Raw genomic sequence first — 26,893 nt, 5'->3', positions numbered from 1 at the left:
AGCAGGGGCAATAAATACAGACATAAATATGTTTAACGAATTGCTAGCCGAACGCACGGCGAAGAACGGGCCTGTTATGGGCCAGGCACCTCATTGAGGAAATCTGGGGGATTCCCGCGAAAGGAGGCATACTGGAGGTTAGGTCGTCAGGGATTTCAGGGGAAATGCGGAGGCTTTCGAAAAATGGGTGCTTGCATTCCGACATCATCAGACCACCTGGCCAGCTCGCTTTAGCTGCATGGCCACTGATTCCATGCCCCGCAGACTGAACATGGGATGCGCATGAAATCCAAGAGGTATTCATGACTCGAATTGCGTGGTTGATGGCACTGGTTGCTATTTGCGCCGTGTGTTTTGCGGCCATGCGCTATCCTAACTCGTACTGGCTCGCGTTCACTTGGCTAACAACCTTTTGTCTAATCGGCTACGCAATTCGAGGGGTTGTCGCTGCAGGCAGGGAAGAGCGGTGGGCTAGTATAGTTTTTCTAAGTTATGCGGCGGGATTCTTCTTGCTACATGTGGACTCAATCCTTTATCCAGTCTTTGCTCGCAATTTTCGTCAGATTGTTACCTGCCAGGGTGCAATGCTTTCTGGTGCGCTTGGGGCTTTGATCGTCCGATCATACTTCAATCGGAAGCGATTGTGGAAGCCAAAGTCTGAGGCACATTAAGAGGGACTGGCCAAGGGCCGAAGTCTGTGATCGGCCGGCCACATGTGTCCGTTCTGCGTAGGCGCCGCAACGCCACTCGGCCCGCCACGCCGGCCCGTCGAGGTCGAGGTCGACCCACTCCGGGAGTTGCGTCAGCAGCGGATTGGCAAGCCCCTCGCCGTGCGCCGGATCGCTCGACCAGGGATCGTCGGCCGGGTCGGACACCATCTTGGCTCGCAGGGGGCGACGACGTCCTTGCCTCGGGCGTCGGGCCGCCCGCCCACGTCACCTCCCGGGCGCCGTTGGTCTGCCAGCAAAGAGTTCCAGATCCGCGACGACTGCCCGGTGATCGGAGGGGTACGGGCTGACGACGATATCGGCGGACGCTGGCGATTCGCCGATGATCCGAACGGCTTTCACCGCGGCGTTCGGGCGACCAAATCCGCTTACGAACACGAAGTCGATGCGATCATGCCGGTCCTTGGGGTCGCTGGCATGGGTGATGGGGGTCCACGTCAAGCCTCGCGGCTCCACCGGATCGGGATGAACACTCCGGTAGGCGTCGACGAACCCAGCATCTTCGACTGCCTTGGTCGAGGGCCATTCCACTTTCAGAGGGCAAAGGTTGGCTTTTGCGGCGGCCTCCGTCCAGTCCCTGTGCGACGGCTCGTTGAAGTCGCCGGTGAGGACTACGGGCCATCCCTCCGCAACGATGGCCCTCGCTTCCATCAGCATTTCCGCAACCTGACTTCCCCGGGCTTCCTGAGCGGCCCGGACCGCTTCGGTCTCTGTTGTGAGGAAGGCGCCGTCGCCGTAGGGAATTCGTAGAAGCTGATATGGCTGATAAGGGCTGTGGGCCAGGTGGACATTGAAGGCGTATAGCGGCCGACCCGAAGGCAGAACCAGCTTGGCACCCCACTTCTTCGGCGTTGAGGCGACGATCTCGAACCGACTGATGATCCCCGTCCTGCCGCCCTGGTCGAGGTAGTGCCATCCCAGACGCTTGGCGATTTCAGCGGCGCGATCGGGACGCGGCTCTCCTTTGGGCGCGATTCCTCCCGTTTCCTGGAGACCCACGACGTCGGCTTGCGACCGCTTGATGACCTCGACTGTGCCGTCGAGAGGTTGCTTGCCCGAATCGCCCCCGTTCCAAAGGTTGAAGCTCAACACACGAACGGTATCCGGCGCCTCTTCCGCACCGTCCGCCTCGGCGGGAAGCACAACCAGACTGACGCACCAGACCAAAGCGATCACCACAAACGAATTAACTATCCCGAAATATCTTGACAATTTCATTGATTGACTCTAAACCTGGCTTCCTCTACAACGGATCGGGCAATCGAGGCAGAGCAAGAACGCCGAATGCACTGTGGTGGTAAATTCTATCAGCAACATACTACGGCGCAAGGAATCGCGTCAAATCAACCTGCCGAATTTCTAATGTTAGCGTAATCGCATTTCATAACCTCATTCATCTTGGTAGGTATTGCGTTTGATCCGGCATCCCTCCAATTCCAGGTCGCTCACATTGCGGTCCTTCTCGCACAAGCCTTCGTCCAGCCACGCATGGGTGTGCTTATTAAGGGCCAGGCACCTCAATGAGGAAATCTGGGTGATTCCTGTGAAAGGAGGAACAATGGGGAGGGGTAGGCTGTCAGGGATTTCAGAGGAAATCTGGAGGCTTTCGAAAAATGGGCGCCTGCTTTCCGACATCGTGCGATCGGCCTATCGAATGGATCGCTTCGCCCTCGAGGCCTTTCCTCAGCAGAGTTAGTGAACGCCGACCGTTCCCAGCAGGAATCCGAGTGCGATGATGACGAGGACGGCCCCAGATACCGCGGCGAAAACATAGTCCCTTTCGTAGAGAAAAACGCCCGTTGTCAGCGTTACCCGCAGCACCGGCAGAGCAATGAGCAGAATGATCCCGATCCTCATACATCGCTCTGCGAGGTCATTGCGAGGGTTCGATGGAGCGTAACCAAACAGGGCGACCGTCATCCCGACGGCGATCCAACCGGAGGCGACGCGGGCTCCGTAGCGTAGCAGTCCGGCGAGGAGGTACTCCATTCGCTCCAAGCGGCGTCGATCGTCATTGTTAGGTGCGTTCATCGCCAGCTTCCTACAGCCGGATTCGTCCCCTGCGCTGCGGCCGTGAACATCTTCACCGCTAGCACGAGTAGAACGACGATAAACAGAGTGCGGATTCGCTCGTTCGAGGTCCGCATGAGAATCTTTGCCCCAAGGTAAGCTCCGAGGATCGACCCCAGGGCAACGGGGGCTGCGACATCAAGCAAGATATCTCCTCGGGCGTAGTAGATGCCCGCACTCGCTGCCGCGGTGACACCGATCATGAAGTTGGAGGTAGCCGATGACACCTTGATTGGGAGCCGCAGCGCAGAATCCAGAGCGGGAACCTTCAGCACCCCGCTGCCGATGCCGAGCAGGGAAGACATCGTCCCCGCCGCATACATCAGGAACAACCCCAACCAGACCCGGCTCACTCCGTAGGCGACTTCCCGCTGCAACTGCGGATCGGGGTAGCTGGAGTTGAGCCTCAGTCGAGTCGCCCACCGATCCGGAGGCGACCCAGGGCTCGACTGCGAGCCATCGGCCTTCCGCTTGCGGAACATCTGGAAGGCGGAGATCACCAAGATCGCCGCAAAGAGGAGGTAGAGGGCCGACTCGGGGAAGATGCCGCTGAGCATCACGCCGGTCAGGGCCCCGAGCGTCGTCCCGATTTCAAGCAGGATCGCCAGCCGCACGTTCGTAAGGCGGTTCTCCATCGCACTCGCCGCACTACCGCAGGAACAGCCTATGACGGAGACCAAGCTGGCACCGACGGCGTAGCGGATGTCGAGGCCGAACGCCAGGGTCAGTGCGGGAACGATAAATATCCCTGCAGCCATGCCGAGCATTCCGCCGAGCAAGCCCGACGCCAGCGATACGAGGCCGACGAGCAACGAGTACGCAGGGGTACCGATGCTCATCGCTCCTCCTTCGGTATGATTCGAGGGAGGGCATCGAGCGGGATCGGGGAGGAACGCCTCTGGAGCCGCGTCGTAAGCCTGAGCTTGTCCCCCCGGTAGTACAACTTCTCGTAGTCCACAGGGCGTTGACCCAGCGTGAAGGAAACTCTCTCGATGAGAAGAATCGGCGCCCCTTCCTCGACCTCCAATGTCTCGGCGACGAATCGTTCGGCCGCGACCGCTTCGATCCGGTAGTCGGCCTCGATCAGGGGCGTTTCATACTTCTCCTCGAGCAGGGAGAAGATGGGGTAAACCTCGAGGTCGTCCTTTGCGACCTTCTCCCCCAGATCCATCGGCAGGTACGTCTCGTCCAGAGACATCGCCACGCCATCGGCGAGCCTGACCCGCCGGATTTTCATGACCTCCGTACCGATCGGTAAGCGAAGTTGCCTCGCAACCCACTCATTGGCCGCCGTCGGTGCCGCCCCAAGGACTTTGGCCGAAGGTTTCAGCCCCAAGACCAGCATGTCCTCCACGAAGCCGGTCAGCTCCGTGAAACCCTGAGAGAGCTTCGCCGCCCGCACGAAGGTCCCACGTCCACGTCGAATCTCGATCAGCCCCAGCCGCTCCAACTCCTGAACGGCCTTCCGGACCGTGGTGCGACTTACGGCGTACTTCCGGATCAACTCTTCCTCGGATGGGAGTTGGCCGCCGGGAGGAATCGCCCCGCTTGCGATCGACGACGCAAGGTCGTTCTGAATCTGGAAATAGAGCGGGATTACGCTGGCAGGATCTGTGCTCATACGGTCATCATGACGTCATGACGTCCGGTTGTCAAGGGGCGCGTTCTGCCACGATATTACGAGAAGAGCCGGGAGAGCCGGACTACCGACAGACAGAGCGTGGCGCGACTCAGACAGGGGAACGAGGCGCAATTACGGCTGTTCTAGGTCGGGGATTTCCCGCGCTTCAAGCGCAGCCTCGATCGCGGCCCGGTTGCGCTTGCCCCGGCAACGCCTCAGGTAGTCGTGCCCGGACTTACCGTGGCTGTCGTACTTTCGGAAGTCGCCGCCATGCTCCGCCAGGACTCTGACCACGCTCCACTTGCCAGCCCGTGCAGCCGCGGTCACAGGCGAGAAGTCATCGTGGTCGAAATGGTTGACGTTGGCACCCGCCGCCAGGAGCACCTTGACGATCTCCAGTCGACTGGCTTGAGCGGCAACCTGGAGCGGCGTCACGTTGAACCGGCCGTTGTCGATGGTGTCTACGGGTACCCCCTCATCGAGCATCCGCCGAACGCCTTCCTCGTCCCCTTCCTCGGCGAGTTTCGTGATGCCGTCGTGCATGGATCTGGCCAACGCGCACCTCCTCGGGCCACCGTTTTCCAGGCTTGGTGAGTACTCGGGCTTGCCCGTTCAGGGTGTGTCCAAGACGAGCTTCAGCAGCCCTTCCAGGCATAGGCCTCCGGCCCCCCGGCTCGAAGGTGCCTGGCCAGGTCTCCGGCCCGCATCCCCCGGAGGAGTGACCGATGTCCCAACCACGCGACCCCGAACGGCTGACTCAACTCGACCTGCTTCGAGCCCTACCGACGATCCCGGTTTGGGAGGGGCTCCCGCCGGAGGTGAGACACAAGGCCGTGGCCTTACTGGCGCTGATGCTAATGGTTGGCCCGGCAACGCTCGCCAGGGTCAATCCAGCAGTTCGAGCACGACCAACAGCGGCCGATGATCCGAGGCCACCGGTTCGTCCAGCACCCGGTTCTCGACCACCTTCCACCGCGAGGCGGGGCGGTAGAGGACATAGTCGATCTGGCGGGAAGGCTTGTTCGAGGGAAAGGTCGAAAGCGGTGTCGGAGTCGACCGTTTCCAGGGGGCCTCGAACAGAGTAAGCACCTCGCTGTCGGGGAGTGAGTTGAGGTCGCCGACGAGGAGAGTGGGGCGATCGGGCGCTTCACCGGCCAGTTCCTCGAGGCGCTTCACCGAGTCTCTGCGTTCCCCATCGTTGGGACGGTAGTCAAGGTGAGTGGCGATCAAGCGAATCGGCGTGCGTCCATCGGGGGCGGTCAACTCGGCGACCAGCGCTCCGCGCTGCTCACCGACATAATGCGATGGCAACTTAATATTTTTATGACTTGTCACGGGCAGGCGACTCAGGATGGCGTTGCCATAGTCCCCCCCTTCGAAAGTAATGTTCCGCTCGAAGAGGGACCGCATTCCCGTCAGCCGGCCCAGTTCCGCCGGCTCATCCACCTTGTTTGATCGCTTCACGCCCCGATCAACCTCTTGAAGCGCGACCACGTCGGGATTGACCGACCGGATCACTCGAGCCAGCCGCTCGAGGTCAAGCTTTTGATCCGTCCCCTCGCCATGGTGAATGTTGTAACTGAGGACCCGGACCCGAGTCGGCTCGGCCGCAACCGCCGAAACCTCGCCCGCGACGAGCAACAAAATAAACGCAGGAACAAACTTAAACCTGATCATGTCGAAGCTCCCCTCAGAAGCGGGACCACAGTTCCCTTATCAATTCCACAATCCTACGTCGGTATAAGACAAAAGGGCCGGGAGCCTACTCTCGCAGGCGCCCGGTCCTTGTTTATTTGCTCAAACCTGCGTGGATCTGGATTCAGACAAAACCCTGAACAACGTCGGGGGAATCAATGCGTCGCCTTCGCCCGCCAAACTTTCAAATGAGTTCAGCAATCGGCGTCGCCGTCCCCGGGAGGATCGGGATCGGTCGGCCTGACTTGTCCTGAACGAAACCGTGCGGATCGATGCCGAGGTTGTGATAAACGGTCGCCAAGACGTCGTGGTAGTGGATCGGGTGGCTCGCCGCCGCCCCGCCCAGTTTGTCGGTGGAGCCGATCACCTGGCCGACCTTCATTCCACCTCCGGCCATCAAGGTCCCATTCACCGGCGCCCAGTGATCGCGTCCGGCGTCCTTGTTGATCTTGGGGGACCGGCCGAACTCGCCCCACACGACGACCGTCACATCCTGATCCAGGCCGCGTGCGTAGATGTCCTCAACCAGGGCCGAGATGCCCTGATCGAACAGAGGGAGGTGTTTGCGCAAATGCCCGAAATTATTCCCGTGGGTATCCCAAAAGCCGTAAGCGACGGTCACGCAACGAGCCCCGGCCTCGACCAGTCGGCGGGCGATTAGGAGCTGGTCGTTCCACATCGGGGCGCCGTCGCCAAGATGCTTGGATGACCCGATGCCGTAGCGATCGCGAAGCTTCGGGTCTTCGCGTTCGACGTCGAGCGCCTGCGCCACGCGACTCGTGGCCAAGACCTCGAATGCCCGGCGGTACACGCTCTCCATGCCTCCGACTTCGACCGTGTCCACCTCACGGCGGAACTGGTCGAACTGGCTGAGCAGTTGCTTGCGTCCCGCGAACCGGGCGGGCGCAACCTCGGTCTGCTTGAGCAGAGCCAGGTCGTCTCCGTCCATTCGCGCGGGGCCATGAATCAGGCCCAGGTGGCCGGGCCCTGGCGTGTTGTAAGGCTTGTGCTGCATCGTCGGAAAGAGGTCGATGAACGGCGGCACGACGGTGTTGCGCGGGCCTTGGACCTTGGAGACGACCGAGCCGAAGTGCGGCTTCCCCTCACGCTGGCTGACACCCATCGGGTAGCCGGTGATGTTCTGAAAGCTGGAGTGCTCGTCGCGAAGCCCGACAATCGAGCGGAGCACGGCGACCTTGTCGATCGAGGCAGCCATTCTAGGCAGGAGTTCACCCACCTGGATCCCGGGGAGCCGGGTCGCGATCGGCTTGAACTCACCGCGAATTTCCGCAGGCGCATCGGGCTTGAGGTCGAACGTGTCCTGATGCGATAGGCCCCCGGTCAGGTAGACCATGATGACCGACTTCTTGGACGAGCCGCCGGAGGCCCCCCGCGACTCGGCCCGGAGCAACTCGGGCAGGCCAAGCCCGCCCATCGCCAGGCCGCCGATCTTCAGAAACGAGCGCCGGGAGACGCCATCGCAATACCGGTGCCCTGAACCGAACAACGTCAGCATGGCCTGTCTCTCCGTCCTCTGAATCTTCAACGAGCAAGACCCGATTCAGCGATTCTTCAACATTATGATAACAGACGCGGATCCCACAAGGGAGAGATCGATTCCGTCCCTCCGAAAAAAAGGACTCTTAGGGGTTAGGGAAGGGGAGTCGCGGCGTTTGACTCTCCTACGGTAGAATCAATCGGCTGGATGGGTGCCACGAAGACCGAAATCGTGGCTGGGAACCGAAGCGGAAGGGAAGGGGAAGTCGCCGTGGCAGAATCGATCCTCGACGAAATCGTCGCGTCCAAGCGGCGTGAGGTGGCTGCGGCCCGGCTCCGGATGCCCCTCCAGGAGATGGAAGATCAGGCCGCCTCGGCGCCGCCGGTCCGCGACTTTCGCGCCGCGCTGGCAGGCCCGGGACCGATCCAGTTGATCGCCGAGGTCAAGAAGGCGAGTCCTTCGGCCAAGGTCATCCGGGCCGACTTCGACCCCATCGCCATCGCCCGCGCCTACCAGGGTCATGGAGCGGCCTGCCTCAGCGTGTTGACCGACGTCCCTTTTTTCCAGGGACACTTGTCCTATCTCGCGCGGATCCGGGCCTCGGTCGCGATCCCGTTGCTCCGCAAGGATTTCATCATCGACGAGTATCAGGTCGTCGAGGCCCGGCTTGCCGGGGCCGACGCGATCCTCTTGATCGCCGAGATCCTCGACGACGAAACGCTGGCGCGACTGCTCGCCCGGGCGCGCGGCCTGGGCATGGCCGCCCTGGTCGAGTTCCACGAGGAGGCCAACCTCCCCCGCGTCCTCGCCTCGGGAGCCGACCTGGTCGGGATCAACAACCGTGACCTCCGCCGGTTCGTCACCGACCTCGACCTGACCTTGCGACTCCGCCCCCAGATCCCCCCCGACGTGCTTTTGGTCAGCGAGAGCGGAATCAGGACCCGCGCAGACGTCGAGCGCCTCGAGGCCGCCGGCGTTTCGGCCATCCTCGTCGGCGAGTCCTTGATGCGGGCCGACGACATCGGCCTGGCCGTGGAGCAACTCCTCGGGCTCACCCCCGAGACGAAGCCCGCTCAGGATCCGGCGATCCCGGCGGGGTGAGAGGCGTCCGCTCTCATGTTCACGACCAGGGAATTTTCTGGGCGGGGGAATCGACCCGGTGCGGGCGGGAGGTCGAGGCCATCTCGGCGTCCTCGCCCTGATCCTTCTTCTTGGTGCGCTTGGCCGCCCGGGACCTGGCTCGTTGCACGAGCATCAGGTTCCTGATGTAGACCAGAAGGCCCGTCGCCTGGCCGACGATGATGACCGGGTCGCGGCGATGGATGGCGTACGCGAGCAGGATCAGGCCCCCCACGATGCTCAGCCACCAAAAGGCGACCGGCACCACCGAGGCCTTCTTTTTCTCCGAGGCCACCCACTGCACGAGGAACCGCGCAGTGAACGCGGCCTGTCCCAAAAAGCCAATTTTGACCCAGAGCGACATGCCCCACAGCACGCTCCAGAGGTCCGAAAAGAGCCGCGACACGTCCGACATCGTTCAAATCTCCTGACCGACGCCACGTCGGGCCGGGGAAACCGGGGCACTGGAAGAAGCAGAGTCGTCCGCCGGGGTCGCGGCCAGCTCATAGCACACCGAACGCCTCATCAGCCAGGCGACACCGAACAGGTCGACGACGACCCGGAGCGACCGGTTCCAGAGGTTGTAGTGCGATGCGCCATGAGGCCTCGGACGATGGGTCACCGGCACCTGGACGATCCGGCAGCCTTCGCGAAGCAACAAGGGGCCGAGGAACCGATGTGCGCCATAGAACATCGGCAGTCGTAAGGCCAGGTCCCTCGGGAAGATCCGGACCGAGCAACCGGTGTCACGAATCGACTGGCCGAGAACCGCGTTGCGGATCCGGTTGGCCCATCGACTGATGATCCGTTTCGACCAGACGTCCTCGCGCTTGACCCGCCAGCCGAGCGCGGCATCGTGGCCGGGCAGGGCCTGCCAGAGCGCCGCCAGGTCGGCCGGGTCGTTCTGGAGGTCGGCGTCGAGAGTCGCCAGCCAGTCCCCTCGGGCCTCGCGGAACCCCGCCGCGGTCGCCGCCGACTGTCCCACGTTGCTCGCCAGCCGGACCGGCCGGAGCTCGGGATAGGCCGCGCCGAGCTGCTCGAGAACCTCGGAAGTCGAGTCCGTCGACCCGTCGTCGACGATCATGATCTCGAAGCCGGCAAGCCGAGACCCCACCGACAGGCTGCAGAGCGGCCGCAAAGCCCGCGCGATTTCCTCGACCAGTTGCGGCAAGCCGGCCGCCTCGTTCTTGGCCGGCACGACGACCGAGAGCCAGACGCCGCACTCCCGTCTCGGCCCCTCTCCGGAAGAGGGAACTCTGGTCCGACCCACCGGCCCCGGCCGATGAGACGGATCCTGCCGCATGGACGACATGAACGTAGCCTCCTTGCCGACCGCGGAGACAGGCCTACAGAGACCATCCATGGTCTCCATCTAATGCCTCGGCATTCTCCACAGAATCGTTGGCGCGCCTATCCCAGAATCAGACGGCGGGCAAGCCCTTGCAACGCCGGAAACCGTTATAGACAGACCTTGGGGCTCCTGCTAGGTTGCCCCATCAACCCTAAAGGATCGGCGACTCATGCGTCCGATCTTCACGAGGAATTGCTGAGGACAAGGACGCCCCGGCCATGCCTTCCACCTTGACCCCCTCCCCGGCCATCCGCCTGATCGCCCCCGATGAAATCCAGGCAAACCCTTTAAGCATCTCAATTTATGGCGATCCTGCTGGCGAGATCGACGACCTGATCGAAAGCGTTCGCGCTCAGGGAATCCTGGTCCCTTTGGCTGTCGTTCACCAAGAATCGACCTGGGAGGTAATTTCCGGACACCGCCGGCTCGCCTGTGCCCGGGCCCTGGGCCTGACCGAGGTGCCGTGCGAGGTCAAGTCCTACTCATCGCGAGCCGCTCGAGACCTCGCGATTCTCGAATATAACCGACAGCGTCGCAAAACGTTCAGCCAGATGATGCGCGAGGCCGACGCCCACGAGGAGTTGCAGACCACCGCGGCCCGCCGCCGCCGCCTGGCGAACCTCCGCCAGTTCCAGGACGAGCCCCCCGCCGACGGCGATTCCGCCGATTGTCGGAATTCCGACGATCGGCCGGGTCGCAGCGATTCAACCCTCGCCCGAGCAATTGGCCTCGGCGGCAAGGACCTCTACCGCCAGGCGCGGACGATCTGGAAGACCGCGAAGGAAGGGGACACCCGCGCGATCGCCAGCCTCACGCGACTCGACGCCGGGACCAAGACGATCCATGCCGCTTATAAAGACCTAAGACGCCGCGACCGGTTCGCCGCCGGATTTCGCCCCACCCCATACGACGTCTGGGCGTTCAAACACGACCACGGATTCGGCGTCCCCCATCCGGGAGCGATCCCGCCGGCAATCGTCGCCCACACCTTGCATTATTACACGACACCGAATGCCCTCGTGGTTGACCCGATGGCCGGTGGCGGCACCGTGATTGACGTCTGCGAGTCAATGGGACGCCGCTGTCTTGCGTACGACATCCACTCCGTACGCCCAGACGTCCAGGAACGTGACGTAAAAGACGGTTTTCCGCCCGAAACGAGCGGATGCGACCTGATCTTCTGTGATCCGCCCTACCATACGATGCAGGCGCGGCGCTACGGCGCAGAGGGCATCGCGACGGCTCCGTTCGCCGCCTGGATCGACTTTTTGAACCAGTTGGCGCGGCACGCGTTTGCCACGATCCGCCCCGGCGGTTACCTCGCGCTTCTGGTGGCGAACCAGACCGAAAAGGATCTGCCGGCGGGACACGGCTATCTCGATCATGCCTTTTATGGCTATGCCGCCCTGGTTGCGGCCGGGTTCCTGCCGGAGCGCCGGATCAGTTGTCCGATGGACGGCGCTTATCTGCCGCAGCATGTCCGCCGGGCGCGCGCGGAGGGGCGGATGCTCGGGCAAGTGCGCGACCTGCTGATCGCACGCAAGCCCATTGCTGACAGGGGCTTAGGACAGGGGCTCGCCGCAGGCCAGTTCGTAAACTTTGGCCCGCAGGAAGGGGTTGGTGAGAGTCGGATTGCGGCGAACGATCGGCTCGGGCAATGAAGCCAGAGCCTGCGCGATCAGTTCACGCATCTCCTGGGGTCGGAGACTTTCGATCACAAGGTTAATCGCGGCCTCCTCGGCGACGCGCGATTCTTCCTCACGCTGCTGCTCGCGCTGGATTTCCACGGTGCGAAGCCGTGTTTCCAGTTCGCGCCGTCGAGTTTCTAGCTTGTTTGCGACCTGGGGCAAGAGGTCGTAACCATCCTCGAGACCCGCGCGAATATAGCCGGGGCCATTTTGCAGTTTGCCCTGGCTTTGAAGGTAAAAGGCATTCAAGAGGACCTTTGCGACGTCCTCCGGATCCTTTTGCGCGGCCAGGCGACCGGCCAACTGTCGCGGGATTCCCTGATTTGTCAGCAGTTCCTGCAAATCCACAGCAACAAGCAATCGCCCGGCGGCAGACAAACGGAAGGGTGTTCCCGGAATCGGGATGCTTGTCGTGTCTTCTCTTGATCCTTGTTCTTGTTTGGGCCCAGCCTCGGGGCCAGCCGGGCCGAGGAATTGGGCCAACGCCTCGAAAGAATCTGGACCAGTTTCCAGGGATAGGTCTAAAGAAAATGGGCCAGTTTTCGGGGTCCCCTCTAAAAGAGTTGGACCAGTAGGGGGCAGGATTTCGGATCGCTTCGTAGTTTTGCCCGGCGGGCGCTCCGGCGGGGCTTGACGCATGATCTTGTAAGCCGTCGATCGCCCTTTCGACTTGCTGGCGGCCAGCAGGCCCCTGCGAGTCAATTCCTCAATGGCGGCCAGAACGGTCTGACGGCTCAGCCCCGCCTGGGCGGCGATTGTTCGGATACTGGGGTAAGCCCAGTCCGACCCGAAGTCGGAGTAGAGCCCGATCGTGAGGTAGACCTTGATCGCCGAGCCCCCGAGGGCTTTGAACGACTCGGACCGCAACAGGTCGTGCTCGACGCGAAAGAAGTAAGGGGCCATGACCTACGGGCACCCTCCCGGAGCCGACGTACCAAAGTTGAAGTCGCAACAAAGCCGTGAGACGCAATCACTCGGCCAGACTCGCGGGGGGATCCGAGACGTAGTAGGTCTTCACTTTGCCGCGCTCGTGCGTGGTCGAGACAACCAGCCCCAGGCTTTCCAACCGCGATAGACCGTCAATCACCGTGGGGCACGAGAGCCGCGTCCGCTTCATCAGCTGGCTAAGGCTGATCGTCACGCTCTTGTCCGGCTCCCCCCCGCAGATCTCAAGCATCACCAGATACACCTTGATTGCATCGCCTTTAATCCGAGCCAGGTATCCCCGGTCGAACAGAACGCTCTTAACCCAGTCTGTTTGGGTGGGCATGGCGACGGACAAGATCACTCCTCCGCTCCCCGAGACTTTGGTTCGCGATCGATCGTTTTCGATCGCTTTTGAACGCGAATCCAAACCACGTGGTGCTTAGCGATCGTTATCGACTGGTTTGGTTAACAACTCCACCTGGACTTTGCGAATTGCGGGCTCTAGAGGAATCCCGGGATTGGGGTAACAAATCATTAAAGGAACGCTCTGCGGGCCGTATCCTGGCTGGGTAGGCCCTGCCGTTAAGGCAGACCTGTAGGTGCACGACGGCCTGGGCCGTCCCGGTGCCCGGTCCGGCTTGTGCGGTTTTGTTCCGAATGGTCGAATACGAGGAGGCAAAGGGGTTCGACCCCCGCCTCTGGCGCTTCGTTTCCCAATGAGGCCGGTCGCCCGGCCCTTCTCTGTGTCGATCCGTCTGTGAGAGCAGGGCGTCCGGCCCTGCCAGTGTCGATCCGTCTGTGAGAGCCGGTCGCCCGGCCCTTCTCTGTGTCGATCCGTCTGTGAGAGCAGGGCGTCCGGCCCTGCCAGTGTCGATCCGTCTGTGAAGCAGGGCGTCCGGCCCTGCCTGGTCGATCCGTCTCAGAGGGCAGGGCGTCCGGCCCCGCCAGCGTTGTTCCAACCCGAAGGTTCCGGCATCCATTGCCGTCTTCGGAGAACCGTCACTATTGGATTCGGCATTTCTCCCCTGCCTGCTGTAGGTCTACCTGCAGCAGTTCTCGATTGGAACGAACCGAAGCGATACGGACCCTGCTCTTGTTAGGTGGCCCGCGTCTTCTTGATAGGGTGGGCACGGCCCACCAGGTTTTACCTGAAGAGGGTAGGGGGGGCGCCGCCTCGAGAAACAGGCGGCTTGAAGTCATGCTAGCGGACATGAAAGTGTTCCAGCGGAGCCTGCAGTCACGAGGCTTTCACCCCCGCGGGGCCTATAGAGCGGGGCATTCCCTAGAGTCGGTGCGATACCGGAGAGGGAGAGGCCACCCAGCAGTAGAAGGGGAGGTCTCCCGCCTTGAAGAGCCTGGGATGACACAAGGGCGGCGCCTTCTCCCCTCGAAATGCGAAGGATTCGGGAGTGAAGTGTTGACCTTCGGAGCCAAGTTGGTATTATCTCCCTTGTCGCCTGTGTCACCACGGGTGACAACGAAACGGCCGGCTGACCTGGGAACGGGAAACCGCTCACCATGACAGCGGGCCGCGATGTTGTCGGTAGGTGGGCCGGCGTGACACGCCTTCAAAGGGCAAGTCACTCCGGCCAATTGCATCGGCAGCACGTTCGTTCTTTGACAATCCGGTCGATCGTGGTTCTTGTGGTTGAAGAGAACCTTTGAGGGAAGCCGGCGTGGAGCCGTTTGAGTCGTCTCGACCCCGTTTGGTTGGAGGTCGAATCGCGACGGAGACGGATCCAACAGCCAACAGCACGAGCCAGCAGGGGCTTGCCCCGGCGAACTCGAGCTGCGACCAGTTAGCAAATTCCTCAACCCTTTTGAAGGTGAGGACCGGATCTCTTGCTCCTCGGAGCAGGGGAGACGACCAATCTCGAAGGGTTTGATCCTGGCTCAGAATGAACGTTGGCGGCGTGGATTAGGCATGCAAGTCGAACGGGCCGCAAGGCCAGTGGCGCAAGGGTGAGTAAGGCGACGGTAACCAACCCCAAGATTGGGTATAGCCGCGGGAAACCGCGGGTAATCCCCAGCGACGCAACGACACCGGCATCGGTGTTTTGCCAAAGCTTCGGCGTCTTGGGACGGGCTGTCGTGGTATTAGCTTGTTGGCGGGGTAATGGCCCACCAAGGCTGCGATGCCTACCGGGCGTGCGAGCGTGGCCCGGCACACTGGGACTGAGACACTGCCCAGACTCCTACGGGAGGCTGCAGTCGAGAATCTTCGGCAATGGGCGCAAGCCTGACCGAGCGACGCCGCGTGGAGGATGAAGGCCTTCGGGTTGTAAACTCCTGTCGAGGGGGAAAAAGGGTCGTAAGACCTTGATTGATCCCTGGAGGAAGCACGGGCTAAGTTCGTGCCAGCAGCCGCGGTAAGACGAACCGTGCGAACGTTATTCGGAATCATTGGGCTTAAAGCGCGTGTAGGCGGATTCGTGCGTCTGTCGTTGAAATCCCCCGGCTCAACCGGGGAAGTGGCGCGGATACGACGAGTCTGGAGGGGCATAGGGGGACCTGGAACTTCCGGTGGAGCGGTGAAATGCGTTGAGATCGGAAGGAACGCCCGTGGCGAAAGCGAGGTCCTGGATGCCTACTGACGCTGAGACGCGAAAGCCAGGGGAGCGAACGGGATTAGATACCCCGGTAGTCCTGGCCGTAAACGATGGGTACTGGATAGGGGGCTCGCCGATGGGCTCCCTGTCGTAGGGAAACCGTGAAGTACCCCGCCTGGGGAGTATGGTCGCAAGGCTGAAACTCAAAGGAATTGACGGGGGCTCACACAAGCGGTGGAGTATGTGGCTTAATTCGAGGCTACGCAAAACCTTATCCCAGGCTTGACATGCACGGATTAGCCGGCGGAAACGTCGGTGAGGCCGCAAGGTACAACGTGCACAGGTGCTGCATGGCTGTCGTCAGCTCGTGCCGTGAGGTGTTGGGTTAAGTCCCTAACGAGCGAAACCCTGTGTCTAGTTGCCAGCACGTAATGGTGGGAACTCTAGACAGACCGCCGGCGTTAAGCCGGAGGAAGGCGGGATGACGTCAAGTCCTCATGGCCCTTATGCTTGGGGCTGCACACGTACTACAATGGGGCGGACAGAGCGTTGCTAGGCTGCAAAGTCACGCTAATCGCAAAACCGTTCCTCAGTTCGGATTGCGGGCTGCAACCCGCCCGCATGAAGCTGGAATCGCTAGTAATCGCGGATCAGCATGCCGCGGTGAATGTGTTCCTGAGCCTTGTACACCGCCCGTCAAGCCACCAAAGCGGGGGCATCCGAAGTCGCCGGAGCCGCAAGGCAGGCGCCGAAGATGAAACCCGTGATGGGGACTAAGTCGTAACAAGGTAACCGTAGGGAACCTGCGGTTGGATCACCTCCTTTCTAAGGATTTTCTTAGAAATCTCGGCTCTGAGGATCGTGGGACATGGCTTCGGTCATCAACTCGATTCAAGAAGGGCCGCATCGGCACCGTCTCCTTGATCAGATGGTATTTACGCCGGCTTCCCACGAAGGTTCTCTGACCACGAACACGATCGACCATTGTTAGATTCCTGAATGCGTGGGGTGGGCTCATCCCCTCCCCACGCTATTCGTTTGCTTGCACTGCTGGGTGCGGGGCAGGGCCGTTCGCGGCGTTGCCCCCTGGCCAGCGGCCAGTGCGGATCTCGAAGATGGATGCTCTCCGGTTTCGGCCGGAGGGTCTGTCGTTGGGGTTCGGTTGCTCTTTCACAATCCGGTGGTTAGGTCACGCAAGTGAGAACCGCAAACAAATGGTCGTGGCAGACCAAGTAGAAGAATCTCTCCACAATACAGTGGAACCCTTACGGATGCGTGAGAGTCGCTTGCTGTGAAGCAACCGGCCTCACATTGGGATCGTTACCCAAGTGAGAGTGGTCCTGTGTCGCGAGACACTGGGCACTCGATCGAAGAGAGAGATCGGGGACTGACCCCTCGCCTTTCTGGCTGTCGAGTTTCTTTCGAGGAACCGCGGCGTCCGGATCGGCGTGGTCAAGCTCCTAAGGGCACGGGGGGGATGCCTAGGCGTCATCAGAGAGACAGGCGTGGAAGGCTGCGATAAGTCCAGGGGAGTTGCCCAACGAACGTCGATCCTGGAATGCCTGTAGAGACCCGGGGAACTGAAACATCTCAGTACCCGGAGGAAAGGAAATCAACCGAGACTCCCTCAGTAGCGGCGAGCGAACGGGGATCAGCCTAAACCGAGTGGGACACCACTCGGGGTCGTGGGGCCGATAACATGGGATGAGTGAGCGTCAGCTGAAGCCTCCTGGAACGGAGCGCCAGAGCGGGTGATAGCCCCGTAAGCGACGATGCAAACTCCCCTCTTCGGTACCCGAGTAGGGTCGGGCACGTGAAACCCGGCCTGAATCGGCGGGGACCATCCCGCAAGGCTAAGCACTCGATGACGACCGATAGCGAACCCAGTAGGGCGACCGAACGGTGGGAAGAACCCCGATTAGGGGAGGAGACTGAACCTGAAACCCCGTGCCTACAAGCGGTGGGAGCGCGATGCCTTCGGGCCGCGTGACCGCGTGCCTTTTGCATAATGATCCGGCGAGTTACTGTATCCGGCCCCAGGTTAACCCCTTCAGGGGGGGAGCCGTAGCGAAAGCGAGTCTTCATCGGGCGCCATAGTCGGGTGCAGTAGACGCGAAACCAGGTGAACTACCCATGGGCAGGTTGAAGCGACCCTAACCGGTCGTGGAGGACCGAACCCACCAGTGTTGAAAAACTGGGGAGGACCCGTGGGGAGGTGAAAGTCTTATCAAACCTGGAGATAGCTCGTCTCTCCGAAATGGCTTTAGGGCCAGCCTCAGGACATATCGTGCGGGGTAGAGCGACGGAATTCGGTAGGGGGCTTCCGCCTACCCTCGAAACCAACTCCGAATACCGCACGACGGACCCGGGAGTCAGAACGTGGGGATAAGCTTCACGTTCAAAGGAAACAACCCAGACCGCCGACCAAGGCCCCAAATCGACGCTCAGTGGCAAAGGAAGTGGGATCGCGGTGACAGCCGGGATGTTGGCTTAGAAGCAGCCATCATTTCAAAGTGCGTAACAGCTACCGGTCGAGCCATCCGCGCCGAAAATGACGGGGACTAAGCGTCGTGCCGCAGTCGCGGATCAGGTTAAAACTGATGGTAGGAGAGCGTCGCCCGCCGCAATGAAGCTGGATGGAAACGACCAGTGGAGCGCGGGCGAGTGCGAATGCCGGAACGAGTAACGACAAGACAGGTGGGAAGCCTGTCCGCCGAAAGCACAAGGTTTCCTGGGAAGGTCAATCCGCCCAGGGTCAGTCGGGACCTAAGGCGAGGCCCAGGGCGTAGCCGATGGACAGACGGTTAATATTCCGCCACCCGATGGTAAGGTTGAACCGCGGAGGACGCCGAGGAGAGTCAGGTCGGGTGTTAGATTACCCGTGCCGCAAGGCCGACAGCATTCGATCTGGAAGCCTGATGAACTCTCGGCCACGAAAAGCCCCGCGGGGACGAACCATCTGGCCCGTACCGCAATCCGACACAGGTGTGCTAGGCGAGTATCCGAAGGCGTTCGGGAGAACCCTCGTGAAGGAACTCGGCAAAATGACCCCGTACCTTCGGTACAAGGGGTGCTCTCCGCAAGGAGAGCCGCAGAGAATCGGCTCTAGCGACTGTTTATCAAAAACACAGGACTCTGCCAACTCGCAAGAGGACGTATAGAGTCTGACGCCTGCTCGGTGTCGGTAGGTTAAGGGAGCCGATGAGGCGTAAGCTGAAGTTGGCGACCGAAGCCCCGATAAACGGCGGCCGTAACTATGACGGTCCTAAGGTAGCGAAGTTCCTTGTCGGGTAAGTTCCGACCTGCATGAATGGCGTAACGACTGGAGCACTGTCTCCACGAGGGACCCGGTGAAACTGTAGCCGTGGTGAAGATGCCACGTACCCGCGGTCAGACGGAAAGACCCCGTGAACCTTTACTGCAGGTTGGCATTGGGTCAGCGTCCTTTCTGTGTAGCATAGGTGGGAGGCCGTGATCCGGCGGCGCCAGCCGTCGGGGAGCCATCGGTGAAATACCACCTGAAATGACTCTGATCCTCACCGGTCCGTAGCCCGGACCGGGACCATGCTCATCGGGCAGTTTGACTGGGGCGGTCTCCTCCCAAAGAGTAACGGAGGAGTGCAATGGTACCCTCGGCCAGGTCGGCAATCTGGCAACATGAGCGCAAACGTAGAAGGGTGCCTGACTGCGAGACCCATCAGTCGAGCAGGGACGAAAGTCGGCGTTAGTGATCCGGCGGTGCTGGATGGAAAGGCCGTCGCTCAACAGATAAAAGGTACTCCGGGGATAACAGGCTGATCTCCCCCGAGCGTCCATAGCGGCGGGGAGGTTTGGCACCTCGATGTCGGCTCATCGCATCCTGGGGCTGGAGAAGGTCCCAAGGTTTGGCTGTTCGCCAATGAAAGCGGTACGCGAGCTGGGTTCAGACCGTCGTGAGACAGGTCGGTCCCTATCTGCCGTGGGCGTAGGAACTTGCGAAGGGTCTCCCTAGTACGAGAGGATTGGGAGGACCGACCTCTGGTGTATCGGCTGTTCTGCTCAGGGCATCGCCGAGTAGCTAGGTCGGGAAAGGATAGCGCTGAAGGCATCTAGCGCGAAGCCCTCTTCAAGACGAGGTTTCCAGCACGCAAGTGCGAAGGCTCCTGGAAGACGACCAGGTCGATAGGCCGGAGTGCACGGCAGTGATCGCCGCAGCCGACCGGTCCTAACAGCCGATCGCTTGACCACCCTGATCCGTCCGCCGGCTCCTTTGGGGATTCGATACGGACAGGAATCAGGGTTGCATCATTCACCGATCGCATTCGATCGATCACACGGCGACGTATTCCCATTCCATAACGGGGACCACGCGTCGTGAAGAGACTCGAAGTCGGTTGGTCATGCCCATCGAAGTGGCGGTAGGATCTTGCGTGACAACCACTGTGAAGCTTGAGCACAACGTAACCGGCGGGTTTGATCGCCTGCCGGTTGCTTTTCCGGCGAACATACTGACGGGGTCCCACCCGTTCCCATTCCGAACACGGCCGTTAAGCCCGTCAGGCCCATGATAGTGCCTTTGGCGCGAAAGTCGGTGATCGCCGGAATCCTTCAAAGACGCCCCGATTCTTCCTCACGGAAGAGTCGGGGCGTTTTTCGTTGCGCGCTCACTCCGCTTGGAATATTCGCTCGCCTGCCCAGGTGAGCGGGGGGTGTGAACTGTCTGTCTTCTGCCTGAGCGGGCGCTTTGGTTCTCGGCTCAGCTTGGTTGAGAACCCCATGTTGCACCGAAGCCTTGGCTGTTCTTCTATGCAATCATTGATGAACCGTCGCTGAACGTCCTTCTCAAGACGCTGAGACCCATCCAATGATCGAGATTACCGAAGCTCCGATTGATCACGCCGCGTTGACGGAGCGAGTTCGCTCGAATCAGGCCGGCGCTGTCTGTTCCTTCCTGGGGACCGTCAGGGAGATGACCGGCGACCGCCAGACCAAGTCGCTTGACTATGAGGCGTACCCCGAGATGGCCCTCAAGAAGTTGGAGGAGCTGGAAACCGAGGCCCGCCAACGTTGGCCGATTCTCGACGTGGCCCTCGTGCATCGGGTCGGACACCTGGACCTGGGGGAGATCAGTGTGGTCGTTGCCGTGAGTTGCCCCCACCGTCACCAGGCCTTTGATGCCTGTCGCTGGCTGATCGACACCTTGAAAGAAGTGGTTCCCATCTGGAAGAAGGAAGTCTGGGCCGACGGGAGCGAGGAGTGGGTTCATCCTGGCCTCGGACCCAAATCTTAGTTGATTCCAGGAGCACGATCGGATCCGAGTACCGGGGCGGCCCTCGGTTCTCTCGGGGAGACGCGCCGCGTATACTTGCACAGGGAAGTGGAGTCCATCCCTTTGTAATGCGACAACCAGTATGACTTCAAACGACGGCCGTCTTATCGACTCCTTCGGCAGGGTTCACAACAACCTGCGGATCAGCGTCACGGACCGCTGCAATATCCGCTGTGTTTACTGCATGCCCGAAACGGTGGAGTTCATGCCTCGGACGAGCTTGCTCTCTTTCGAGGAGATCGAGCGATTCGTCCGGGTGGCGGCGAGCCTCGGGATCGACAAGATCCGGCTCACCGGGGGCGAACCCCTGGTCCGTCGCGATTTGCCCCTCCTGGTCGATCGGATCGCCGCAATCCCGGGGATCAAGGACATCGGACTGACGACCAATGGCTTGTTGCTCGCCCCAATGGCACACGAGCTCTGGGACGCCGGCCTACGGCGGATTAATGTCAGCCTCGATACGATGGACCCGGCCAAATTCCTCGAACTGACCCGGCGCACCGGCTTTGAGCAGGTCATCGAAGGCATCCATGCCGCAAAGGCCGCTGGATTTCACCCGGTCAAGATCAACGCCATCGCAATCAAAGGGGTGACCGAGGAAGACACGGTCCCCTTGGCTCTTTTCGCACGCGAGCATGACCTGGAACTTCGGTTCATCGAGTACATGCCGCTGGACGTGGCCAACCACTGGGAACGAGACAAGGTCCTGCTCGCGGCCGATATCCTCGAACTCCTGACCAAGGGAATCGGCCCGCTCAAGCCCGCCCCCAACCAGGACGCGCGTGCTCCCGCCGTTGACTACGATTATGTGGATGGCAAAGGGCGGGTCGGCCTGATTGCTTCGGTGAGCCGCCCCTTCTGCATGAGTTGCAACCGGATCCGCCTGACCGCCGACGGCAAGTTACGGAACTGCCTCTTCGCCCTGGAGGAGTCAGACATCCGCGCCTTGCTCCGTGGCGACGCAACCGACGCTGAGATCGCGGGGGTGCTTCGTGAGAGCGTCGCGGGTAAGTGGGAAGGGCATGAAATCAACACGTCACGATTTATCAAGCCCGAACGTCTGATGCACTCGATCGGCGGCTGATCGACAGTCGTGGCTCCGGTGGTTGCTGGGGGTCGCCCGTCCTCCAGGCCGTCGTATCGGGTGAGCATGGTGGTCCACCCTCTGCCTGTTGGGAAGCGGCTTGGCCGGAGAGAGGCGTCCGGCCTACCCGGCAAGCGGCGGTTTGGCTTCGTCGCTCAATTGAGGATGGCTTCGTGTTCTTGTTTCGCGATCGTGACACCCGCCTGCGCGAGCCAGGCGTCGCGAAGGGTCAGAACGACGACCAAGAACAGGCCCGTCCCCGCGCCCATCAAGAGCCCGCAAACGATCCCGAGGCCGAAGCCGAACTCGGTGGGGTCGAAGATGACGGCCCCCAGCGGGTGCCTGGGCGGCAGAGGGGCAGGGGCCGATGACGAGTGGAGCCAGGTCACGAACGAGGGGGCAAATCGCCCGACGGTGGCGCCCACGACTCCTCCCGCGAACCCCGAAGCCATGGTGCTCGCCATCACCGCGGAGATCGCCTGAGTTAATCGGATCATCGTGTGTTCCTTGTTGGATTCGAGCGTTCGTCTTAACCCATCGTCTGGGTGGTGAACTCCGACTGACGGACCTGATAGCGTCTGACCTTGGCGTGGTCCATCTGATATCCCAGGCCGGGGCGAGACGGGACGCTGAGGATTCCGGGAGCCGCCAACTCGAGGCGAGGGGACACGTAGTCGTCAACGAACCAGCGGGCGCTGGGGCCGATGTCCGTCGGATATCGGCAATTGCCGAGGGCCGCGAGGTGAATGCCGTGTGCTTGTCCGATGCCCAGTTCGGGGGTGGTTCCCACCCAGCAGGCGACCCCGTGCTGGTGGCAAAAATCGTGCATTGCGAGTGCGGGGCCGAGTCCTCCCACCCGCTGAAGTTTGAGGCTGACGATCCGGCAGGCCCCCTTGCGAATCGCCTTGCCGATCATCTCGAGTGAGCTCGCCGACTCGTCCAGGCAGACGGGTGTGACGAGTTCCGCCTGCAAGGTCGCTGACCCCGACAGGTCGTCGGCGGCCATCGGCTGCTCGATCATCAGCAGGTCGAACTGATCGAGTTCACGGAAGACGTCGAGGTCGGCGATTGTATACGCCCCCCGCGCATCGACCATCAGCGGGAGATCGTCGAAGTGCTGGCGGACGGCGTGGACCAGTTCGACGTCTCGGCCGGGTTCGATCTCGATCTTGATCCGGCGATAGCCTTCGGCCAAGTGCGTTTCGATGGCCTTGAGCAACTCGACCACTGTGGGATAGAGCGGAACAGCCAGCCCCGACTCGACCTTCAAGCCAAGCTGGTCGGGTGAGGCGCCCAACATCTCGGCCAACGGGGCGTGTCGCGCCTGACCGAGAGCATCCCAGCACGCCGTTTCCGCCCCCGCGAGCGCGGAGGCTCTGGCCGGCCAGGTCGCGGCCAGGTCGTTGATCTCTTCCACGGTCGCGAACGACCGGCCGAGAAGTCTGGGCGCGATTCGATCGGCCAGATCGGCCCAGCACTCCTCAAGAGTGTCGCTCGATTCTCCGAGGGCCGCGGGGATCGGCGAGCATTCGCCGAGTCCCAGACCCTCGCTGGTCTCGACAGTCACCAGGATTGCGTCCTTGATCGCAGCTTCGTCTCCCACCCCTCGGCACGATTCTTTGAACGGAATCTGAAGGTGGGTCAAAGTCATTCGCTCAACTGGTCCGCTCATGATCCCTCCCTCGCCTGGCCCGGTCGGGTAACGTCCATCATAAGACGAACAGGCATCGGTGGTACAAACATTCTCGGACTCATCGCTCGTCCATTTCGCGCGAATGAGCCGCCATTTTCGACTCTTCTTCGACTTCATAAAGAGAGGAGCGAAGCGCCCAACACGGAATCTCCCTGCGCGCCAACCGCCGTCGGATTCTCCGCCGACCGGTTCGCCGCGGAGGAGGCCCCGATCGCGGCCTAATTGCGCGTACTGATTGGGCTCAGGGTCCACAACTCTCGATTTCCCTTTGACTTGGGATTGAACGGGTTGCCCCCCACGATGGGCCTGGTTAGACTGAGACGAAGAGGTGGAACTCGTCGGAGGTCCGCCCGCTCTTTTTTCGGAACGTATGATGAGCTCAACGGATACGGATCAAGACTCGACCTGGTACGGCGACGGACTGTCGTTCGAGTGTACGCGTTGCGGCGCCTGCTGCACGGGGGCTCCCGGCTATGTCTGGGTGATTGCCGAGGAGATTGCTCAACTCGCGGCTTATCGCGGCGAGACGATCGAGCAGTTCTCCAAGCAATACGTGCGCCGGGTGGGCCAGCGATATAGCCTGATCGAGAAGCCCGGTGGCGATTGTGTCTTCTGGGACAAGGCCAGCGGTTGCACCGTCTACTCGGCGCGGCCGGTCCAGTGCCGGACCTGGCCCTTCTGGCCCGAGAATCTCGAGACCCCTGAGGACTGGGAGGGGGTCAAGTCGGTCTGTCCAGGCTCGGGGCGTGGGCGATTGTTCAGCCTCGAGGAGATCCAGGCGTCGGCCGCCCGAGTCCACTCATGATCTCTCGGACTGATCCCAGCGAACTCGATGTGGATGCGTTTCGTGGTGCTTTGCTCGCCATTTATGCGGATCTTGACGCCGAAGTGGCTCGACGGGCCCCCGTCTGTCAACTCAGCGGACGTTGCTGCCGGTTCAAGGAATACGACCACACACTCTTTCTCACGGCCCCCGAGTTGAGCGTGCTGCTCGCCGATGCCCCGGCACCGTCTCGTCCCCTCGACAAGGGGTTGACCTGCCCCTGGCAAGATGCCCAGGGGCGTTGTACGGCAAGGGAAGCTCGCCCCTTGGGCTGTCGGGTCTATTTTTGCGACCCGAAGTACGAGGGGCAGGCCGAGGAACTCAGCGAAACATTCCTCGCTCGTCTTAAACAACTGGTCAAAGACTTCGAGCTGCCCTGGAACTACGCACCATTGCACCAGCATCTGCGTTCGGCGTGGGCGGAGCAGACCCAGGCGAATCCCGACTCCGACGAACTCTCATGATCAGGAGCGATCGCATCGACCCGGCCCGCCCCAACCAGTCTCGGGGCTACCGCTCGTCCCTTCACCCCCCAAAAAAAACGCGAAGCTTCGCGTCATTCACCCGCGGATCAGGGACCGTGGCAACGATTTTAACTTGACATTACTCCAAGCCACCAATACAGTTGAGCCAATCAGCCACGGTAAATGAACCGGCTTTCCCGCAGGGAGATCGTCATCGTGACCAAGAAAGAAATCGTCAAGAAGATCTCTGAAGATATCGGGCTGACTCAGCTCAAGACGAAAGATATCGTCCAGCGAACCCTTGACGCAATCATCCATACCTTGGTCTCCGAGGGGCGGATCGAACTGCGAAACTTTGGTGTTTTCGAGGTCAAGCAACGGGCTCCTCGTAAGGCGAGGAACCCGCGAACTGGGGATAAAGTCTTCGTGCCTTCGAAGAACGTGGTCACGTTTAAGCCGGGCAAAGAGATGGAAGAATTGGTCCGAAAGATGAATCCGGAAAATCTTCCCTTATTGGAAGACGACTCGGATGCCGATGAAGAAGGCAACGGACCTGTTGAGACGGCCACCGAATCTCGGGCAGAATCGCCCGCCGGGGCCGATGCCTTGGAATGAGGCTCGCCTCCTCTGCGATTCCCGCTTGGATCGCCGGAGACGTGCCGGCCCGGCAGACGACGAGGTCCGAATCGTTGAGAACGGAATCGTAGGCTCACGCTGTGACTTGGATGAGTCAAAGCGTGCGTCCCCCGGGTTGGAGCCACGCGATGGAACGTGTGGCTGGACCGATCCGTGCGGTCACCGAAGGCGGGAGGATCCCCCAAATGCGGAAACCTTTGGCGGCCATGATGCTCGTGGTCGCGGCTCTCGTCGTGATGAGCGAGGGTTGTGCCCCGTTCCCCTTGCCGCACTATGCGGCCTTTAAGCCAAAACGAGCGGAAGAGTTGCTCGTCGACTCGGAAAACCTCCGGATGGCCGGCGATGAGTGGGAACGTTTCTGGTTCCTTGATCAGCCGTCGCACATGACACCGTTCCGGACCCACGGCGGCCTCGGTCCCTGATCGGGCCCTCCATTTGGGAATTTCGATGGCTATCCACGGCCGGGCTGGGTCACAAACCCACCTCGGCCGTTTTTTTTATGCATGGCCTGGTCCCGACAGGATAAGACCGGAGGGAAACGAGGCGCTTGCTTGCCCGGAGTTTCCCGGGCCCTTCGTCTTGGGATGAGCGATTTCATTTCAGGGGGAGAGGTGCCGGTTGAAAAACGAATCGACCACCGCCACGTAACGGGCAGGGTCGTGCTGGTAGGCCTGCACATGCTCGACACCCGGTAGAGTGACCGCCCGGCAGGTCGGCCCGGCCGCTCGGGCCAGCCGCCTCGCCTGGCTGACCGGGACAATCGAGTCGGCTTCGCCGTGGATCAAGAGCAAGGGACGCCTCCCCCAGTGCTTTGCCGAGCGGATCGGTATCAGGTTATCGGTCCGTACCCCGAACGCCAGGTGCGCCGCTGTCAAGATCCCTGGATTGAACCAGCTCGGCAGGTGGCTATGCTTGGGGAGTTGGGTCCGGAGCAGTTCCGGGAGGCTGCCGTAGGGACTGTCGATGACCGCGGCCTGGATCTTGGAGTTGTGCGCCGCCTCCATCAACAAGGTGGAGGCCCCCATCGACTGGCCGACCCAGCCGATCCGGTCATTCGAGAACCCATGAGCGCCCGCCCACGACAGCACGGCGCGAAGATCTGCGCGTTCGCGGCCGCCCATGAAAATCCGCGAAGGATCACTTTGCCCATGGCCGCGCAGGTCGAACAAGAGAACGTCGTAATCGTGTCGGTGGAGGTCGCGCCCCAGCGCGGCCATCTCGGGCCACGAGGCCCACAAGCCATGCACCAGTACGATCAGTTGTCGTCGGGTGCTCGTGGGATAGTACCAGCCGCGGAGCGTCAGGCCGTCGGACGTGCGGGTCGACCATGATCGGGCATCAGTGCTGACGGCCCTGGGATCGAGCTGAAGTCTGCGGTTGTTCGGGCGGGTCAGGACGTCGGCCGCCAAGATCGAGATCGTGAGGTAAGCGAGCAGCATCGAGAGAGCGGCCGTGACCACCAACCACTTCGCAATCCGGGTCGCCCGGGAGCCAAGAAGCGCGGGGGAATCCATTCGGAATTCTCCATGTCGCACCAATACGCATGGGTACAGATCCAAGCCGACGGTTTCAACCTAGGCGAAATCAGGCTGAGTCGCAAGGTGGGCTCGCCGAGGCCAGGTCCCTCACGTCACCATTT

At 61.3% G+C, this 26,893-nt stretch carries 23 protein-coding genes and 3 rRNA genes; 11 read left to right on the top strand and 15 right to left on the bottom strand.

Annotation, left to right across the window (positions count from 1 at the left end; genetic code table 11):
• Nucleotides 1-620: 620 nt before the first annotated feature.
• From V5E97_RS26925 to V5E97_RS26890, 8 genes are all read right to left on the bottom strand, one after another.
• Nucleotides 621-878, bottom strand: a complete 258-nt coding sequence (locus V5E97_RS26925; RefSeq protein ID WP_406694659.1) for a hypothetical protein — start codon at nucleotides 876-878, stop codon at nucleotides 621-623.
• 57 nt (nucleotides 879-935) lie between these two features.
• Nucleotides 936-1,946 carry an endonuclease/exonuclease/phosphatase family protein gene (locus tag V5E97_RS26920; protein ID WP_406694658.1) on the bottom strand — a complete coding sequence of 337 codons (1,011 nt, stop codon included), beginning with the start codon at nucleotides 1,944-1,946 and terminating at the stop codon, nucleotides 936-938.
• A 474-nt stretch (nucleotides 1,947-2,420) separates the two neighbouring features.
• Nucleotides 2,421-2,759, bottom strand: a complete 339-nt coding sequence (locus tag V5E97_RS26915) for a DUF1634 domain-containing protein (protein ID WP_406694657.1) — start codon at nucleotides 2,757-2,759, stop codon at nucleotides 2,421-2,423.
• The gene (locus V5E97_RS26910) at nucleotides 2,756-3,637 is read right to left on the bottom strand and encodes a sulfite exporter TauE/SafE family protein (RefSeq protein ID WP_406694656.1); all 882 of its coding nucleotides are present in this window, start codon (nucleotides 3,635-3,637) and stop codon (nucleotides 2,756-2,758) included. Before V5E97_RS26910 ends, V5E97_RS26915 begins: the two co-directional genes overlap by 4 nt.
• A complete protein-coding gene (locus V5E97_RS26905) occupies nucleotides 3,634-4,419 on the bottom strand; it encodes a GntR family transcriptional regulator (protein ID WP_406694655.1) in 786 nt (261 codons plus the stop codon). Before V5E97_RS26905 ends, V5E97_RS26910 begins: the two co-directional genes overlap by 4 nt.
• 132 nt (nucleotides 4,420-4,551) lie before the next feature.
• Nucleotides 4,552-4,974 carry an ankyrin repeat domain-containing protein gene (locus V5E97_RS26900; protein WP_406694654.1) on the bottom strand — a complete coding sequence of 141 codons (423 nt, stop codon included), beginning with the start codon at nucleotides 4,972-4,974 and terminating at the stop codon, nucleotides 4,552-4,554.
• Between the two features lie 330 nt (nucleotides 4,975-5,304).
• On the bottom strand, nucleotides 5,305-6,096 hold the full coding sequence (locus V5E97_RS26895; RefSeq protein ID WP_406694653.1) for an endonuclease/exonuclease/phosphatase family protein: 792 nt from the start codon (nucleotides 6,094-6,096) through the stop codon (nucleotides 5,305-5,307).
• A 202-nt stretch (nucleotides 6,097-6,298) separates the two neighbouring features.
• A complete protein-coding gene (locus tag V5E97_RS26890) occupies nucleotides 6,299-7,630 on the bottom strand; it encodes a DUF1501 domain-containing protein (RefSeq protein WP_406694652.1) in 1,332 nt (443 codons plus the stop codon).
• A gap of 252 nt (nucleotides 7,631-7,882) precedes the next feature.
• Between V5E97_RS26890 and trpC the strand changes: the two genes are divergently transcribed.
• The gene (trpC, locus tag V5E97_RS26885) at nucleotides 7,883-8,713 is read left to right on the top strand and encodes an indole-3-glycerol phosphate synthase TrpC (RefSeq protein ID WP_406694651.1); all 831 of its coding nucleotides are present in this window, start codon (nucleotides 7,883-7,885) and stop codon (nucleotides 8,711-8,713) included.
• Nucleotides 8,714-8,732: 19 nt separating this feature from the next.
• Here the strand turns inward: trpC and V5E97_RS26880 are convergent, their stop codons facing one another.
• Nucleotides 8,733-9,146, bottom strand: a complete 414-nt coding sequence (locus tag V5E97_RS26880; protein WP_406694650.1) for a lipid-A-disaccharide synthase N-terminal domain-containing protein — start codon at nucleotides 9,144-9,146, stop codon at nucleotides 8,733-8,735.
• A 3-nt stretch (nucleotides 9,147-9,149) separates the two neighbouring features.
• Nucleotides 9,150-10,043 (bottom strand): glycosyltransferase family 2 protein, encoded by an 894-nt coding sequence (locus tag V5E97_RS26875; RefSeq protein ID WP_406694649.1) that lies wholly within the window; start codon nucleotides 10,041-10,043, stop codon nucleotides 9,150-9,152.
• A gap of 257 nt (nucleotides 10,044-10,300) precedes the next feature.
• Between V5E97_RS26875 and V5E97_RS26870 the strand changes: the two genes are divergently transcribed.
• Entirely contained in the window at nucleotides 10,301-11,743 is a 1,443-nt protein-coding gene (locus tag V5E97_RS26870; RefSeq protein WP_406694648.1) for a DNA methyltransferase, read from the top strand.
• Here the strand turns inward: V5E97_RS26870 and V5E97_RS26865 are convergent.
• Both V5E97_RS26865 and V5E97_RS26860 read right to left on the bottom strand, forming a co-directional pair.
• A complete protein-coding gene (locus V5E97_RS26865) occupies nucleotides 11,645-12,673 on the bottom strand; it encodes a helix-turn-helix domain-containing protein (RefSeq protein ID WP_406694647.1) in 1,029 nt (342 codons plus the stop codon). The genes V5E97_RS26870 and V5E97_RS26865 overlap by 99 nt on opposite strands.
• A 67-nt stretch (nucleotides 12,674-12,740) precedes the next feature.
• Entirely contained in the window at nucleotides 12,741-13,058 is a 318-nt protein-coding gene (locus tag V5E97_RS26860) for a hypothetical protein (RefSeq protein ID WP_406694646.1), read from the bottom strand.
• 1,509 nt (nucleotides 13,059-14,567) lie between these two features.
• Here V5E97_RS26860 and V5E97_RS26855 point away from each other — a divergent pair.
• From V5E97_RS26855 to moaA, 5 genes are all read left to right on the top strand, one after another.
• Nucleotides 14,568-16,071, top strand: a 16S ribosomal RNA gene (locus V5E97_RS26855).
• Between the two features lie 625 nt (nucleotides 16,072-16,696).
• Nucleotides 16,697-19,473: ribosomal RNA gene (locus V5E97_RS26850) — 23S ribosomal RNA — on the top strand.
• Nucleotides 19,474-19,720: 247 nt separating this feature from the next.
• Nucleotides 19,721-19,829, top strand: a 5S ribosomal RNA gene (rrf, locus tag V5E97_RS26845).
• Together the 16S, 23S and 5S rRNA genes form the textbook arrangement of a ribosomal RNA operon.
• A 260-nt stretch (nucleotides 19,830-20,089) precedes the next feature.
• Nucleotides 20,090-20,515: a molybdenum cofactor biosynthesis protein MoaE gene (locus V5E97_RS26840; protein WP_406694645.1), complete on the top strand. Its 426-nt coding sequence runs from the start codon at nucleotides 20,090-20,092 to the stop codon at nucleotides 20,513-20,515.
• A gap of 121 nt (nucleotides 20,516-20,636) precedes the next feature.
• The gene (gene moaA, locus V5E97_RS26835) at nucleotides 20,637-21,638 is read left to right on the top strand and encodes a GTP 3',8-cyclase MoaA (protein WP_406694644.1); all 1,002 of its coding nucleotides are present in this window, start codon (nucleotides 20,637-20,639) and stop codon (nucleotides 21,636-21,638) included.
• 155 nt (nucleotides 21,639-21,793) lie between these two features.
• Here the strand turns inward: moaA and V5E97_RS26830 are convergent, their stop codons facing one another.
• Together V5E97_RS26830 and menC are read right to left on the bottom strand one after the other, a co-directional pair.
• Complete coding sequence (locus V5E97_RS26830; RefSeq protein WP_406694643.1) at nucleotides 21,794-22,135, bottom strand: hypothetical protein; 342 nt, start codon at nucleotides 22,133-22,135, stop codon at nucleotides 21,794-21,796.
• Nucleotides 22,136-22,167: 32 nt separating this feature from the next.
• Nucleotides 22,168-23,310 (bottom strand): o-succinylbenzoate synthase, encoded by a 1,143-nt coding sequence (menC, locus tag V5E97_RS26825; protein ID WP_406694642.1) that lies wholly within the window; start codon nucleotides 23,308-23,310, stop codon nucleotides 22,168-22,170.
• A gap of 391 nt (nucleotides 23,311-23,701) precedes the next feature.
• Between menC and V5E97_RS26820 the strand changes: the two genes are divergently transcribed.
• The 4 genes from V5E97_RS26820 to V5E97_RS26805 all read left to right on the top strand — a co-directional run bounded on the left by V5E97_RS26820 (nucleotide 23,702) and on the right by V5E97_RS26805 (nucleotide 25,676).
• Nucleotides 23,702-24,136: a YkgJ family cysteine cluster protein gene (locus V5E97_RS26820; RefSeq protein ID WP_406694641.1), complete on the top strand. Its 435-nt coding sequence runs from the start codon at nucleotides 23,702-23,704 to the stop codon at nucleotides 24,134-24,136.
• Complete coding sequence (locus V5E97_RS26815) at nucleotides 24,133-24,618, top strand: hypothetical protein (protein WP_406694640.1); 486 nt, start codon at nucleotides 24,133-24,135, stop codon at nucleotides 24,616-24,618. Before V5E97_RS26820 ends, V5E97_RS26815 begins: the two co-directional genes overlap by 4 nt.
• 216 nt (nucleotides 24,619-24,834) lie before the next feature.
• Entirely contained in the window at nucleotides 24,835-25,233 is a 399-nt protein-coding gene (locus tag V5E97_RS26810) for an HU family DNA-binding protein (RefSeq protein ID WP_406694639.1), read from the top strand.
• Nucleotides 25,234-25,439: 206 nt separating this feature from the next.
• A complete protein-coding gene (locus V5E97_RS26805; protein WP_406694638.1) occupies nucleotides 25,440-25,676 on the top strand; it encodes a hypothetical protein in 237 nt (78 codons plus the stop codon).
• 177 nt (nucleotides 25,677-25,853) lie between these two features.
• Here V5E97_RS26805 and V5E97_RS26800 read toward each other — a convergent pair whose 3' ends face one another.
• Entirely contained in the window at nucleotides 25,854-26,768 is a 915-nt protein-coding gene (locus V5E97_RS26800; RefSeq protein ID WP_406694637.1) for an alpha/beta hydrolase, read from the bottom strand.
• Between the last annotated feature and the right edge of the window lie 125 nt (nucleotides 26,769-26,893).

This window comes from Singulisphaera photorubra, from assembly GCF_045290345.1.
Lineage (GTDB): Bacteria > Planctomycetota > Planctomycetia > Isosphaerales > Isosphaeraceae > Singulisphaera.
The sequence above is the reverse complement of the archived record's forward strand: the minus strand, read 5'-3'. Positions and strand labels throughout refer to the sequence as shown.

Coding starts and splice junctions, on each gene's coding strand:
- V5E97_RS26925 (WP_406694659.1), bottom strand. CDS start 878: ATGGTGTCCGACCCGGCCGACGATCCCTGGTCGAGCGATCCGGCGCAC.
- V5E97_RS26920 (WP_406694658.1), bottom strand. CDS start 1,946: ATGAAATTGTCAAGATATTTCGGGATAGTTAATTCGTTTGTGGTGATC.
- V5E97_RS26915 (WP_406694657.1), bottom strand. CDS start 2,759: ATGAACGCACCTAACAATGACGATCGACGCCGCTTGGAGCGAATGGAG.
- V5E97_RS26910 (WP_406694656.1), bottom strand. CDS start 3,637: ATGAGCATCGGTACCCCTGCGTACTCGTTGCTCGTCGGCCTCGTATCG.
- V5E97_RS26905 (WP_406694655.1), bottom strand. CDS start 4,419: ATGAGCACAGATCCTGCCAGCGTAATCCCGCTCTATTTCCAGATTCAG.
- V5E97_RS26895 (WP_406694653.1), bottom strand. CDS start 6,096: ATGATCAGGTTTAAGTTTGTTCCTGCGTTTATTTTGTTGCTCGTCGCG.
- V5E97_RS26890 (WP_406694652.1), bottom strand. CDS start 7,630: ATGCTGACGTTGTTCGGTTCAGGGCACCGGTATTGCGATGGCGTCTCC.
- V5E97_RS26880 (WP_406694650.1), bottom strand. CDS start 9,146: ATGTCGGACGTGTCGCGGCTCTTTTCGGACCTCTGGAGCGTGCTGTGG.
- V5E97_RS26875 (WP_406694649.1), bottom strand. CDS start 10,043: ATGTCGTCCATGCGGCAGGATCCGTCTCATCGGCCGGGGCCGGTGGGT.
- V5E97_RS26870 (WP_406694648.1), top strand. CDS start 10,301: ATGCCTTCCACCTTGACCCCCTCCCCGGCCATCCGCCTGATCGCCCCC.
- V5E97_RS26865 (WP_406694647.1), bottom strand. CDS start 12,673: ATGGCCCCTTACTTCTTTCGCGTCGAGCACGACCTGTTGCGGTCCGAG.
- V5E97_RS26840 (WP_406694645.1), top strand. CDS start 20,090: ATGATCGAGATTACCGAAGCTCCGATTGATCACGCCGCGTTGACGGAG.
- moaA (WP_406694644.1), top strand. CDS start 20,637: ATGACTTCAAACGACGGCCGTCTTATCGACTCCTTCGGCAGGGTTCAC.
- V5E97_RS26830 (WP_406694643.1), bottom strand. CDS start 22,135: ATGATCCGATTAACTCAGGCGATCTCCGCGGTGATGGCGAGCACCATG.
- menC (WP_406694642.1), bottom strand. CDS start 23,310: ATGAGCGGACCAGTTGAGCGAATGACTTTGACCCACCTTCAGATTCCG.
- V5E97_RS26820 (WP_406694641.1), top strand. CDS start 23,702: ATGATGAGCTCAACGGATACGGATCAAGACTCGACCTGGTACGGCGAC.
- V5E97_RS26815 (WP_406694640.1), top strand. CDS start 24,133: ATGATCTCTCGGACTGATCCCAGCGAACTCGATGTGGATGCGTTTCGT.
- V5E97_RS26805 (WP_406694638.1), top strand. CDS start 25,440: ATGCGGAAACCTTTGGCGGCCATGATGCTCGTGGTCGCGGCTCTCGTC.
- V5E97_RS26800 (WP_406694637.1), bottom strand. CDS start 26,768: ATGGATTCCCCCGCGCTTCTTGGCTCCCGGGCGACCCGGATTGCGAAG.